General features: G+C 57.6%; 2 protein-coding genes. One reads left to right on the top strand and one right to left on the bottom strand.

The genetic code is table 11. From position 1 onward, the window contains the following. Positions 1–17 precede the first annotated feature (17 nt). Positions 18–791: an ABC transporter substrate-binding protein gene (locus HFN16_RS12475; protein WP_168891069.1), complete on the bottom strand. Its 774-nt coding sequence runs from the start codon at positions 789–791 to the stop codon at positions 18–20. A 593-nt stretch (positions 792–1,384) separates the two neighbouring features. Between HFN16_RS12475 and HFN16_RS12470 the strand changes: the two genes are divergently transcribed. Then, positions 1,385–16,234 carry a VCBS domain-containing protein gene (locus HFN16_RS12470; RefSeq protein ID WP_168891068.1) on the top strand — a complete coding sequence of 4,950 codons (14,850 nt, stop codon included), beginning with the start codon at positions 1,385–1,387 and terminating at the stop codon, positions 16,232–16,234. Positions 16,235–16,321: the final 87 nt, after the last annotated feature.

Here is a 16,321-nt window from a genome sequence, read left to right as displayed (position 1 = left end):
GTTATTTATCCGACTCGTTATTTAATTTCACCATACGGGACATACTTGCGCAGATTCTTTTGAAACACGGTATCACCATGAGCCATGGGGACTTTGATACTGGCCAAGGCATCGTTGTATAGCTTGATCTTGGCATCATCAGTATCCTTGCTGAAAGCAAAATAGAGCGGCACCTTTTTATAGACAAAAGCCACCTTGTATTTTCTTGGGTCAATCCGCATTTGACGCATCAGATAGGCCGTCTCCAGATTGGAGTAAGCAATTAGATCGGTCTTTTTCCCTTTCAACTCAAGAAGGGGCTGCACATAACTCGTGTGCATCTTGACCTTTTTTGGGTCAACGCCCTCTTCAATAAGGGTATCTAAAGGATCACTGCCGCGAATACTCCCCACTTGGTACTTTTCGACATCTTCGGTTGTCGCGATGGTGTACTCGTTCCCCTTCTTACCGATCAGGACATACTTAGGGAAATAAACAGGCCCCACCCATTTGAATTTCTCTTCAACTTCAGGCGTGCGAGGGACATTCAAGATGACCCTCTTCGGAAGAGTCTCCGCATCGGCATACGCTTTTTTCAGCGGCATTAATTTGATGTTCTTCCGATGAAACGGAGTACTCGTCATCTTCATGATACTTTCAATTGTATCAACCGACACACCTCCGACACGAAGCCCTTTATTGAAAGTAAATGGAGGGTAAACTCCGGACATAACGACATACTCATCCGCACTTGCAACAGATGACACTAACAACACCAAAACAACTAGTAGACTCGAAACGATCTTACACATACACCCCTCACCGATTTTTCTCTCTCGATTAGAAGAATACTCACGATAGTTGTATGTTCAGCTAAACAGATGTTTGTCAACAATCAGATATCTATTTCTTCAAAACGGCCAGCGTTCACGACATGTCATTTCTTAAATATCAACCATGACAAAGATCATGTTGTTACACTCAAATTCATGAAATCAGATATGTAGATTGACGATAAGATAGCCGTAATCAGCATAATAGACTTTCCACATGATAACTTTTCCTAATATTTATCTAAGATAAAAATTAATCAATACTTTCAAGCTATTAAAATTATTCAAACCAAAAATAACTCGTGGATAATAATATCAGAACAAATACAGTATTAAACACCACTATGTGGAAAACTTAATATAAAATCTCATAATCGCCCCTAATCGTCATACAGAAACATTCCTGAAATACCAGCAACAAGCATTGTGAAAGGACTCTTATCCACAACATAAGTGCTCATATTAACTTAATTTCAATCCGTTGACTTGTGACGCGACAGGCCATATATATAATCTAAGATTTTAAACTAAGAATCGACATATAAGCCACGCAACTTTTGTAGGAGGAAGTTATGGCCGACCAAATTACCGTCACGAAGCCTGCCATAGATGGTGTCACAACCATCCCGGTAGCAGCAGATGCAGCCCTTATATTTGACTTTGACATTTCCACTGCCGAATTCAACGGCAACGGTCCGGATCTCGTCATCACCCTTGAGGAAGGCGGCGTCGTCATCGTCAAGGACTACCTGATCATGGCCGAAGAAGGCACCCTGCCGACCTTCGAACTCATGGACGGCACAGAGGTCCCAGGTGATGTCTACCTGTTCGCCTTCAACGAAGAGTCCTCTGACCAGCAGGACAATTTCGATACCGCAGCCGATTCCGCAGCCAGTGGCAGTGGTGTTGGCTCTTATGTTGACGATAGCGGCAACCTGTTCCGCGGCGTCGACAGTCTGGGCAACCAGGGCGATCCGGAATTTGAGTCCTCAAGCTTTGCGCGCCGAGGAGGCTTCGGAGCCAGTGACACTACCGAAGCACCAAACACCGCCCCGATCATCAACGGCACCCTCTCTCTGTCCCTGAATGAAGACAATGACCCTCAGGTCGCCGGTGATCCATATATCATTAATGATACGGACATCCTTGCTCTGGTCACTGACACACCGGGTTCCTTTTTGTCCGTAACCCAACTGAATGTTTCTGGTGGCACTCTCACCAACATCGGCCCCGGCCAGTGGTCTTATGTACCTGATCAGGACTACTTCGGCACAATTGACGTGACCTTCACCGTAACAGACGCAGGCGGTCTGTCCTCCAGTGGGACTGGCACTATCACTGTCGTCCCTGTTAACGATGCACCTGAGGCCGAAGACGACACTAACGCCGTCACTGAAGATGCCATTATCAATGGCACCGTTGCTGGCAACGACAGCGATGTCGATAACACCGCAGAGGAACTCTCCTACAGCCTCGCGGACGACCAGGCACCGGTTAAGGGATTCACCCTGAATGCAGACGGCTCCTACACTTTTGACGCATCTGAATATGATGACCTGACTGATGGTGAAAAGCAGACAATCACCATCAAGTATCAGGTTTCTGACGGCGATTTGATAGATACGGCCGAACTGACCATTACCGTGACCGGCACCAACGACACGGCGGTCATCTCCGTGGGTGGTACCGATTCCGACACCGGCGCAGTCACCGAGCTGGCCGAAGGCATTGCCGATCAGGCTGTCACTCTGACAGACTCTGGCAAGCTCTCCATCTCCGACGCGGACGATGGCGAAGATGTCTTCTCCACCACCGTAGACAACACCGGCAAGGTCGGCGCACTGTCCATCACCACTGACGGCAACTGGACCTACAACGTCGACAACACCGCCACCGAAGTGCAGCAGCTCGGCGCTGGCGAGACACTCACCGAGACCTTTGTGGTCACTTCCGATGACGGCTCTGCCTCGCACACCGTCACCGTGACCATCAACGGCACCGAAGATACCCCGGTCATTACTGGCACCGCTTCCGGCGATGTCACCGAAGAGACCGACATCAGCGTGTCCGGCGCACTCGACGTCACCGACGTTGATCTGGTCGACACTCCTGACTTCGACGCAGGCACGGTTCAGGGCAACTACGGTGCTGTCACCATCGATGCAGACGGCAACTGGACCTACACTCTGGATTCCAGAGCTGACGCGCTGAACGCTGGCGACTCCGCCTCCGACAGCATCGTGGTCTACGCCCGCACCGACGACGGCGAAGTAGTCTCCCAGACCATCTCTATTGATATTACCGGCACCAACGACACTGCGGTCATCTCCGTGGGCGACACCGATTCCGACACCGGCTCCGTCACCGAGCTGGCAGAAGGCGTTGCCGATCAGGCTGTCACTCTGACAGACTCTGGCAAGCTCTCCATCTCCGACGCGGACGATGGCGAAGATGTCTTCTCCACCACCGTAGACAACACCGGCAAGGTCGGCGCACTGTCCATCACCACTGACGGCAACTGGACCTACAACGTCGACAACACCGCCACCGAAGTGCAGCAGCTCGGCGCTGGCGAGACACTCACCGAGACCTTTGTGGTCACTTCCGATGACGGCTCTGCCTCGCACACCGTCACCGTGACCATCAACGGCACCGAAGATACCCCGGTCATTACTGGCACCGCTTCCGGCGATGTCACCGAAGAGACCGACATCAGCGTGTCCGGCGCACTCGACGTCACCGACGTTGATCTGGTCGACACTCCTGACTTCGACGCAGGCACGGTTCAGGGCAACTACGGTGCTGTCACCATCGATGCAGACGGCAACTGGACCTACACTCTGGATTCCAGAGCTGACGCGCTGAACGCTGGCGACTCCGCCTCCGACAGCATCGTGGTCTACGCCCGCACCGACGACGGCGAAGTCGTCTCCCAGACCATCTCTATTGATATTACCGGCACCAACGACACGGCGGTCATCTCCGTGGGCGACACCGATTCCGACACCGGCGCAGTCACCGAGTTGGCCGAAGGCATTGCCGATCAGGATGTCACACTGACCTCCACCGGCAAGCTCTCCATCTCCGACGCGGACGATGGCGAAGATGTCTTCTCCACCACCGTAGACAACACCGGCAAGGTCGGCGCACTGTCCATCACCACTGACGGCAACTGGACCTACAACGTCGACAACACCGCCACCGAAGTGCAGCAGCTCGGCGCTGGCGAGACACTCACCGAGACCTTTGTGGTCACTTCCGATGACGGCTCTGCCTCGCACACCGTCACCGTGACCATCAACGGCACCGAAGATACCCCGGTCATTACTGGCACCGCTTCCGGCGATGTCACCGAAGAGACCGACATCAGCGTGTCCGGCGCACTCGACGTCACCGACGTTGATCTGGTCGACACTCCTGACTTCGACGCAGGCACGGTTCAGGGCAACTACGGTGCTGTCACCATCGATGCAGACGGCAACTGGACCTACACTCTGGACTCCAGAGCTGACGCGCTCAACGCTGGCGACTCCGCCTCCGACAGCATCGTGGTCTACGCCCGCACCGACGACGGCGAAGTCGTCTCCCAGACCATCTCTATTGATATTACCGGCACCAACGACACTGCGGTCATCTCCGTGGGCGACACCGATTCCGACACCGGCGCAGTCACCGAGCTGGCCGAAGGCATTGCCGATCAGGATGTCACACTGACCTCCACCGGCAAGCTCTCCATCTCCGACGCGGACGATGGCGAAGATGTCTTCTCCACCACCGTGGACAACACCGGCAAGGTCGGCGCACTGTCCATCACCGCTGACGGCAACTGGACCTACAACGTCGACAACACCGCCACCGAAGTGCAGCAGCTCGGCGCTGGCGAGACACTCACCGAGACCTTTGTGGTCACTTCCGATGACGGCTCTGCCTCCCACACCGTCACCGTGACCATCAACGGCACCGAAGATACTCCGGTCATCACCGGCACCGCTTCCGGCGCAGTCACAGAAGAGACCGACATCAGCGTGTCCGGCGCACTTGACGTCACCGACGTTGATCTGGTCGACACTCCTGACTTCGACGCAGGCACGGTTCAGGGCAACTACGGTGCTGTCACCATCGATGCAGACGGCAACTGGACCTACACTCTGGACTCCAGAGCTGACGCGCTCAACGCTGGCGACTCCGCCTCCGACAGCATCGTGGTCTACGCCCGCACCGACGACGGCGAAGTAGTCTCCCAGACCATCTCTATTGATATTACCGGCACCAACGACACGGCGGTCATCTCCGTGGGCGACACCGATTCCGACACCGGCGCAGTCACCGAGTTGGCCGAAGGCATTGCCGATCAGGATGTCACACTGACCTCCACCGGCAAGCTCTCCATCTCCGACGCGGACGATGGCGAAGATGTCTTCTCCACCACCGTAGACAACACCGGCAAGGTCGGCGCACTGTCCATCACCACTGACGGCAACTGGACCTACAACGTCGACAACACCGCCACCGAAGTGCAGCAGCTCGGCGCTGGCGAGACACTCACCGAGACCTTTGTGGTCACTTCCGATGACGGCTCTGCCTCGCACACCGTCACCGTGACCATCAACGGCACCGAAGATACCCCGGTCATTACTGGCACCGCTTCCGGCGATGTCACCGAAGAGACCGACATCAGCGTGTCCGGCGCACTCGACGTCACCGACGTTGATCTGGTCGACACTCCTGACTTCGACGCCGGCACGGTTCAGGGCAACTACGGCTCCGTCACCATCGATGCAGACGGCAACTGGACCTACACTCTGGACTCCAGAGCTGACGCGCTGAACGCTGGCGACTCCGCCTCCGACAGCATCGTGGTCTACGCCCGCACCGACGACGGCGAAGTAGTCTCCCAGACCATCTCCATTGATATTACCGGCACCAACGACACGGCGGTCATCTCCGTGGGTGGTACCGATTCCGACACCGGCTCCGTCACCGAGCTGGCAGAAGGCGTTGCCGATCAGGCTGTCACTCTGACAGACTCTGGCAAGCTCTCCATCTCCGACGCGGACGATGGCGAAGATGTCTTCTCCACCACCGTGGACAACACCGGCAAGGTCGGCGCACTGTCCATCACCGCTGACGGTAACTGGACCTACAACGTCGACAACACTGCCACCGAAGTGCAGCAGCTCGGCGCTGGAGACACCCTCACCGAGACCTTTGTGGTCACCTCCGCTGACGGCTCTGCCTCGCACACCGTCACCGTGACCATCAACGGCACCGAAGATACTCCGGTCATCACTGGCACCGCTTCCGGCGATGTCACCGAAGAGACCGACATCAGCGTGTCCGGCGCACTCGACGTCACCGACGTTGATCTCGTCGACACTCCTGACTTCGACGCCGGCACGGTTCAGGGCAACTACGGCTCCGTCACCATCGATGCAGACGGCAACTGGACCTACACTCTGGATTCCAGAGCTGACGCGCTCAACGCTGGCGACTCCGCCTCCGACAGCATCGTGGTCTACGCCCGCACCGACGACGGCGAAGTAGTCTCCCAGACCATCTCTATTGATATTACCGGCACCAACGACACGGCGGTCATCTCCGTGGGTGGTACCGATTCCGACACCGGCTCCGTCACCGAGCTGGCAGAAGGCGTTGCCGATCAGGCTGTCACTCTGACAGACTCTGGCAAGCTCTCCATCTCCGACGCGGACGATGGCGAAGATGTCTTCTCCACCACCGTGGACAACACCGGCAAGGTCGGTGCACTGTCCATCACCGCTGACGGTAACTGGACCTACAACGTCGACAACACTGCCACCGAAGTGCAGCAGCTCGGCGCTGGCGAGACCCTCACCGAGATATTTGTAGTCACTTCCGCTGACGGCTCTGCCTCGCACACCGTCACCGTGACCATCAACGGCACCGAAGATACTCCGGTCATCACTGGCACCGCTTCCGGCGATGTCACCGAAGAGACCGACATCAGCGTGTCCGGCGCACTCGACGTCACCGACGTTGATCTCGTCGACACTCCTGACTTCGACGCAGGCACGGTTCAGGGCAACTACGGCTCCGTCACCATCGATGCAGACGGCAACTGGACCTACACTCTGGATTCCAGAGCTGACGCGCTGAACGCTGGTGACTCCGCCTCCGACAGCATCGTGGTCTACGCCCGCACCGACGACGGCGAAGTAGTCTCCCAGACCATCTCTATTGATATTACCGGCACCAACGACACGGCAGTCATCTCCGTGGGTGGTACCGATTCCGACACAGGCGCAGTCACCGAGCTGGCAGAAGGCGTTGCCGATCAGGCTGTCACTCTGACAGACTCTGGTAAGCTCTCCATCTCCGACGCGGACGATGGCGAAGATGTCTTCTCCACCACCGTGGACAACACCGGCAAGGTCGGCGCACTGTCCATCACCGCTGACGGCAACTGGACCTACAACGTCGACAACACTGCCACCGAAGTGCAGCAGCTCGGCGCTGGAGACACCCTCACCGAGACATTTGTAGTCACTTCCGCTGACGGCTCTGCCTCGCACACCGTCACCGTGACCATCAACGGCACCGAAGATACTCCGGTCATCACTGGCACCGCTTCCGGCGATGTCACCGAAGAGACCGACATCAGCGTGTCCGGCGCACTCGACGTCACCGACGTTGATCTGGTCGACACTCCTGACTTCGACGCCGGCACGGTTCAGGGCAACTACGGCTCCGTCACCATCGATGCAGACGGCAACTGGACCTACACTCTGGACTCCAGAGCTGACGCGCTGAACGCTGGCGACTCCGCCTCCGACAGCATCGTGGTCTACGCCCGCACCGACGACGGCGAAGTAGTCTCCCAGACCATCTCCATTGATATTACCGGCACCAACGACACGGCGGTCATCTCCGTGGGTGGTACCGATTCCGACACCGGCTCCGTCACCGAGCTGGCAGAAGGCGTTGCCGATCAGGCTGTCACTCTGACAGACTCTGGCAAGCTCTCCATCTCCGACGCGGACGATGGCGAAGATGTCTTCTCCACCACCGTGGACAACACCGGCAAGGTCGGCGCACTGTCCATCACCGCTGACGGTAACTGGACCTACAACGTCGACAACACTGCCACCGAAGTGCAGCAGCTCGGCGCTGGAGACACCCTCACCGAGACCTTTGTGGTCACCTCCGCTGACGGCTCTGCCTCGCACACCGTCACCGTGACCATCAACGGCACCGAAGATACTCCGGTCATCACTGGCACCGCTTCCGGCGATGTCACCGAAGAGACCGACATCAGCGTGTCCGGCGCACTCGACGTCACCGACGTTGATCTCGTCGACACTCCTGACTTCGACGCCGGCACGGTTCAGGGCAACTACGGCTCCGTCACCATCGATGCAGACGGCAACTGGACCTACACTCTGGATTCCAGAGCTGACGCGCTCAACGCTGGCGACTCCGCCTCCGACAGCATCGTGGTCTACGCCCGCACCGACGACGGCGAAGTAGTCTCCCAGACCATCTCTATTGATATTACCGGAACCAACGACACGGCGGTCATCTCCGTGGGTGGTACCGATTCCGACACCGGTTCCGTCACCGAGCTGGCCGAAGGCATTGCCGATCAGGCTGTCACTCTGACAGACTCTGGCAAGCTTTCCATCTCCGACGCGGACGATGGCGAAGATGTCTTCTCCACCACCGTGGACAACACCGGCAAGGTCGGTGCACTGTCCATCACCGCTGACGGTAACTGGACCTACAACGTCGACAACACTGCCACCGAAGTGCAGCAGCTCGGCGCTGGCGAGACCCTCACCGAGATATTTGTAGTCACTTCCGCTGACGGCTCTGCCTCGCACACCGTCACCGTGACCATCAACGGCACCGAAGATACTCCGGTCATCACTGGCACCGCTTCCGGCGATGTCACCGAAGAGACCGACATCAGCGTGTCCGGCGCACTCGACGTCACCGACGTTGATCTCGTCGACACTCCTGACTTCGACGCAGGCACGGTTCAGGGCAACTACGGCTCCGTCACCATCGATGCAGACGGCAACTGGACCTACACTCTGGATTCCAGAGCTGACGCGCTGAACGCTGGTGACTCCGCCTCCGACAGCATCGTGGTCTACGCCCGCACCGACGACGGCGAAGTAGTCTCCCAGACCATCTCCATTGATATTACCGGCACCAACGACACCGCGGTGATCACCACACGTCCTGGCGGCGACACCGGCAGCGTTTCTGAACGCCCCGAAAATGCGGCCAATCAGGATGTAACCCTTACCACCAAGGGTAAGCTCTCCATTGAGGATGCCGACGAAGGTGAAGACGAGTTCTCCACCACCGTGGACAACACTGGCAAGGTCGGTTCTCTGACCATCACTGCCGACGGCAAGTGGACCTACGAAGTCGATAACAACGACTCTCGTGTCCAAGAGCTTGAGGCTGGCGAGACGCTGACTGAAACCTTCGTAGTCGAGTCTGCTGACGGTTCTGCTTCGCACACGGTTACCGTGACCATTAACGGCACCGAAGACACTCCGGTGATCAGCGGCGATGCTTCTGGAAGCGTTGTTGAAGCCACCGACATCAGCGTATCCGGCGCTCTTGACGTCAACGACCTTGACGCTGAAGAGAGCCTCGGATTTGACGCTGGCACGGTTCAGGGCAACTACGGTTCCGTTGAAATCGATGCTGACGGCAACTGGACCTACACTCTGGATTCCCGCGCTGACGTTCTCAATGCAGGTGACGATGCGACCGACAGCATCACTGTCTACGCCCGCACTGACGATGGCGAAGTGGTCTCCCAGACTATCTCTATCGATATCACCGGCACCAATGACGACGCTGAAATCTCTGTTCCCGCAGATGGCGCAGACACTGGCTCCGTAAATGAAGATGATTTCGAAACGACCCTGACCACCTCAGGCAAGCTCGATATTGCTGACGCAGATGATGGAGAAGCCAATTTCTCCACCTCTGTGGATCAGGGCGACAACCTCGGTTCTCTGACCATCGATGCCGATGGCAACTGGGACTACTCAGTTAATAACAATCTCGATGCAGTTCAGCAGCTGGGCGTTGGCGACACCTTGACCGAGACATTCGTTGTCTCTTCTCAGGACGGCACCGCCTCTCACACTGTGACAGTCACCATCAATGGAACCAACGACGCTCCGACCATCGATCTGGACGGCGGCAGCCACCTCGAAGTGAACTTCGTCCGTGAAACTGCCGGTTACAACAACCTCTTCGGCGTCTACAAGATCGCCGCAGACGGCACTGCTTCCGAACCGCAGGTTCTTATCAACAACCAAAACGCCGGTATCCCCGGTGGTCACACCCTCGGCACTCTTGAGCCCGGTGAATCCTACGGTTACTTCATCATTGCCAATGGCTCCGGCCAGTACGGCGATGTTTCTGACGATCAGCTCTCCTTCGGCATGGGAGCCGACGGCAAGATGGTCCTCATGATCGATGGCCAGCCCTCCAGCCATCCGGTTTACTTTTCTCAGGATGAGCACAACCCGGATTCTCTGGATGGTAGCGATCCCAACCACACTGATAAGAACGGCGTTTCCGCTCCTGGTCACTTCATCATTGAAGACCCGGATGCAGACGGTTCCTACATCGTGCGCATGGAAGACCTGCCCAATGGCGGCGACCATGACTATGTTGACATCGTCGTCCGTATCACCCCGGTTGAGGGCTCCGAAGGCACAGGCTTCGAAGGTACCTACATCGAGAACGCCGGTTCCGTTTACATCGCCTCCGCTGCGCTCGATATCTCTGATGTCGATAGCGCAACCATGACCGATGCAACCATCACCCTGACCAACACGCTGGATGGTGACGAACTGCAGCTCGGCACTCTGCCGGACGGCATCGTCGCCACCACTTCCACGGATGATCAAGGCAACATCGTGATCACTCTGACCGCAGCCGACGGCACCACCGCTCCGGTGGCTGACTTCGAAGCTGCGATCAAGTCCATCGCATTCTTCAACACCTCTGATGATCCGGACACCGCCGACCGCACTGTCACCGTAACCGTCTCCGACGACTACGGCGCATCCAGCAACACTGCAGTGTCCACCATCCACGTGGAAGCTCGCAACGATGCTCCGCTCATTCGCAATGACGCAGTCTCTACTGACGAAGACAACTCCGTCACCATCGACTTCGCCACGCTGCTGGCCAATGACAGCGACGTGGACAGCGACACGCTGACCATCACCCGCGTACTGAATCCGCAGAATGGTACGGTCACCATAGACCACGATGCCCAGACCATCACCTTCACTCCGGACCCGGATTACAACGGTCCTGCTTCCTTCACATACGGCGTCTCCGACGGCGACGGTGCCTACCGCGAAGGCAGAGTCGACGTTACTGTCAATCCGGTCAACGAACCGCCGACCAGCGTGGACTTCGCTGTCGCAGGCGATGATATGGGCGAAGCCGTTACCATCGACTTCCTCCGCGATGTCGGAGCCACCGATCCTGACGGCGTAAATGTTGACGACGTGGACGGCACCGTGACTCAGATCAAGATCACCAGCCTGCCCGAGGGTGGTACCTTGTACTACACCCCGGCAGAGGGCGGCGATCCGGTGGAAGTCACCGACGAGACCACCTACGATGCTGACGGCACCTTCACCTTCGAGCCGGAAGAGTTGGATAGCTCCACTCTGATGCTCGGCACCAAGGACGGCAGCCACCTCGGTCTGGATAACTGGGGCAGCAACACTGACGGCGACGCCACCACCCTGACGCAGACTGTTAACGGTTCCACCGTTACCATCTCCAGCGGCACCGGCACCCTGTCCGGCAACGCCACTGATGGCTACCAGATCACTGCGGGTGGTGCTGGACGTCCGCTCTATCAGTACAATGAAAATACTCCGAGCCACATGGGCTTCGGTATCGGCGATAACGACGGCAACGGCATCGAAGCCGGTGAGACCATCACCGTGGACTTCGGCGACAGCGTTGTCTCCACTGCTAAGGTTGGCTTTGACGGCCTCGGCGGGCACTTCGACGACGGCGGCTCTGTCGGAGCCAAGGCTGTCTGGATCGCCATGCTCGATGGCCAGGTTGTCGGTTCCGGCGCCGTGGTCAATGACAACACAGACGGTTCCCTGTTCGAAGAACTGGTAATCACCTCCGACATGATCGACGGCGGCCTGTTTGACTCCATCGTCTTCACCACCGATTCTCCGACCAATTCCAACTGGGAACTGCGTTACGTTGAATCCGAATTCGGTGCAGACAGCTCCTTCACTTACAAGCCTGTCGACAATGACGGCCTGGAAGGTAACGAGTCCGTAGTCTCCATCGATGTAACTCCGGAAAACCTCACCCACGAACCGCCTGTCAGCCAGAGCTTCAGCGAAGACGTCAACCCCGGCGAAACCGTTGCCGTGGACTTCACTGACGGCGCACTGAGCGATCTGGAAGACGGCACTGTTGACACCGTGGTCATCAAGTCTCTGCCCACCGAAGGCAAGCTTGTCGATGATCAGGGTAACGAAATCAACGTGGGCGACGAAGTCAACATCAACAATGTTAATTACGAAGCCCCCGACACCGTGGACGGCCCGGCAGTAACCGGCGTCTTCCTGGGTGCTCGCGATGCAGGCGACGAAGACCTTGCCAACTGGGGCACTGAAATCGACGCCAATACCCGCCAGATGGCTGTCACCGATGACATCACCGTCACGGTCACGTCCGAAGGCGGCAGCCTGACCCAATTCCACGCCGAGAACCCGAGTCACATGGGCACCGGAATCGGCGTCGGTGGCGGCGAAGGCATCAATGACGGCGAGACCATCTCCATCGACTTCGACGGAGCCCTCGTCTCGGTAGCCGAAGTATCCTTCGATGGCCTCGGCGGCCACTTCGAAGAAGGCGGCTCTGTTGGCGCAAGCGCCACTTGGGTTGCCTACAACGGCGACACCGTCGTCGCATCCGGCGAAGTCTACGCCCCGGATTCCGGTCTGGAAAGTGTAGTCACCATCGGTCAGGACATACTCCAAGGTCAGCTCTTTGACCGCATTGAGTTCTCCACCGATTCGACCGCCGCCTCCAACTGGGAACTGAAGTACGTGGATGTCGAATTCGGCTCCGGTACCTCCTTCGACTATGCTCCGATCGACTCTGACAACATGGAAGGTAACACCTCCACTGTGAGCCTGACCTTCGACGCTCCGGACTCCCTGACCGACGAAGCTCCCATTGCAGCGGACGACACCTTCAACACTAATGAAGATGAAGCGCTGACCATCTCCTACGCCGACCTGCTCGCCAATGACGTCGAGCTGGACGGTGAGGATCTGACTCTGGATTCCGTACAGGATGCACAGGGCGGCACCGTGGAAATCGTGGACGGCCAGGTGGTCTTCACTCCCGATGCCGAATTCAGCGGCACCGCTTCCTTCACCTACACCATCAGCGACGAAGGCGGCACGCAGTCCACTGCCACCGCTACCGTCGAAGTAGCCGAAGTCAACGACGCGCCCGTGGCCGTGGATGACGAGTTCGGTTCTGTTACTGTTAATCCGGGCCTCGACATTGATGTCGACACCCCCATGGGCGTGGCACCGCAGGCCGTAGCGGACAGCTGGAAGGAATCCGGCGTCACCGTCGAAGCCTACAAGGGCGACGCACTCAACATGAATAATTGGACCTCCGAGTCTGACATCGTGATCAGCGGCAAGACTGTAAACGCTGACTACGATCCTGAAAACGAATACGCCGGCCTCGGTATCAGCAACCCGAGCGAAGAAATCGACGCAGGCGAAATCGATGGCCTGCGTGCATTCAATGGCTCCGGCAACAATAACCACACTGAAGTCATGTCCGTCTCCTTTGCTCAGGGCATGGAGAGTGTGACTCTGGAACTGGCAGCTCTCTTCGACGGCAACCGCTACGACGCCGGCAACATGGAAAGCGCCCGCATCGCTGTCTACGGCGAAGCCACCAGCCCCAACGGCAAGCCCGTACTGCTCGGCTACGTAGACGTAGACGCGGACGACAATGGTCAGGTGACCGTTTACGGTCCCAAGACGCAAGGTCAGTACCCAGCCATCGGCACCGCCACTGTCACTCAGGGCGAGCACGACGGTCTGGTTAACGTGACCCTCGACTCCGACACCTTCGGCGACGAGATCATCCAGCTTGGCCTGATGCCGCTCGATAACGGTGTCGGTTCCTCCGGCAACAACTCCGACTTCCTGCTCAAGTCCGTCTCCGCTACCTCCGAAGGCAGCATCGACGCCACTTACCTGGAAGGTGAAACCATTACTCTGAACGCCAGCGACCTGCTGACAAACGACACTGACGCCGAGGGCGCAACCCTCACCATCGCTTCGGTCTCTGATGTGGTGGACGAAGACGGCAACGTGATCGGTCATGGCAATGTGACCCTGAACGCTGACGGCACCATCACCTTCGAGCCTGAAGGCGACTTCTCTGGCAAGGCTTCCTTCACCTACACCGTCACCGACGGCGACAAGGAGAGCGAACCCGCCACTGTCACGCTGAACATCACTCCTGTGAATGACGCACCGGTTCTCGATCTCGCCGATGGCCAGGTCGTTACAGTGGACAGCCAGGATGCTGGCTACACCAACATGCTCGGCATCTACTTCGTTGAAAACGGTGTCCCGACTGAACCGGAAATCATTCTGGCCAACAGCCACGATGCCAACATGCTCAAGAACGTCCTCGAGACCTTCGACGGCGACGAGGATGTCCACTTCTTCGTCATCTCCGATGCAGGCGACAAGGGCATCTCCGCCAGCGATGTGCAGCAGGATGGTCTGGTCTTCGCCAAGGACGACGGCGAATGGGCCCTCTCCATCCCGCAGGCTGACGGCTCCGCAGAGTACGTAGATGTCCAGTTCGACATCGCGGCCTTCAACCCCAATGGCGAAGAAGCGACCTTCCGCTTCGAAACCGCTGCTGACGGTTCCATGAGCGTCATGATCGACGATCAGATCAGCACCGGCGATGACGACGACTTCAACGATCTCGTTGCCAGCGTGGATGCGGCCGCCGATAATGATACCGGCTACGCCACCACCTGGGTCGAGACTGAAGACGCTGTCTCCATCGCAGGTGACGTCACCATCACCGATGTTGACTCCGCCAACATGTCCAGCGCCACCATCGTGCTCACCAACGCACAGGATGGCGATGTGCTGAATACCGACAACCTGCCTGACGGCATCACCGCCGAGACGGTTGTTGCCAACGGTCAGATCACCGTCACCCTGACTGGCGCCGCAGACCTGGCGGTCTACATGGCAGCCATCAAGGCAGTTACCTTTGAAAACGGTAACGTTACTCCGAACACCACCGACAGAGTGGTTCAGGTCACGGTCTTCGACGACGAAGGTGCCGCCAGCAACACGGCGACCAGCACCATCGCAGTCGTCGATGATCCGACCACCGTACCGTATGTCCCGGAACCGGAATACAACGGCAACGACGGCATGACCGTACCCGATGACTTCGACAGTCATCCGACCAATGGTGACGATGTGCTGGTTGGCCATAATTACGGCGACGTAATCCTTGGAAGCAACGGTAACGACGTCATCTACGGCCTTGGACACGGCGACAACCTGCATGGTGAAAACGGCAACGACACCATCTACGGCGGCGATGGCGGAGACGTCATCACCGGCAGCAATGGTCAGGATGTGCTCCACGGTGGCGACGGCAGCGACGTCCTCACTGGAGGAAACGATAACGACCTGATCTACGGTGGCCGAGACAATGACCTCATGGCAGGCGACAACGGCATGGATACGCTGGCCGGTGGTGAAGGTAACGACAAGCTGTACGGCGGACACGACTCCGACCTGCTCCACGGCGGTTCTGGCGATGACACCCTTTACGGTGACTTCGAGAACAGCCACAAGGGCGGCGGTAGCGACACCCTCATCGGTGGAGACGGCGACGACCATCTCTACGGCGGTCGAGGCAACAACCTCCTGGTTGGCGGAGAAGGCGACGACTTCCTGACCGGAGGAGAACACAACGACATCTTCGTTACCGGCGATGGCGACGATACCATCGAAACCGGTCGCGGAAACGATACAGTGTTCATCGACCAGTCCGTACTGGGCCACGGCAGCGACATCGTGGTCACCGACTTCAACGCTGGACACGACGTCCTCGAACTCGGCGACGGAGTTTCGGTCAAGGATATCACCTCCGGCACCGAAAACCATGTCGAGTACACCGAAGTGCTGGTAGGCGATGAGCAAGGAAACGACGTAGTGGTCAAGCTTCTGGGCGTCTCCCAGACTGACCTGTCGGATCACAATTCCTCGGTCGATTCCACCAACACTGCGGCAGACGATCTGATCCAGTACATGATCGACTCCGGCAACGAGTCCTAATAAACAATAAGAACAAGAGGCCCGGTTTACACGTAAACCGGGCCTCTTGCTTTTGGATTTAACCTTGCCTTTAGGAACGATTGCCGA

The organism is Pseudodesulfovibrio sp. zrk46, from assembly GCF_012516435.1.
GTDB lineage: Bacteria > Desulfobacterota > Desulfovibrionia > Desulfovibrionales > Desulfovibrionaceae > Pseudodesulfovibrio.
The sequence above is the reverse complement of the archived record's forward strand: the minus strand, read 5'-3'. Positions and strand labels throughout refer to the sequence as shown.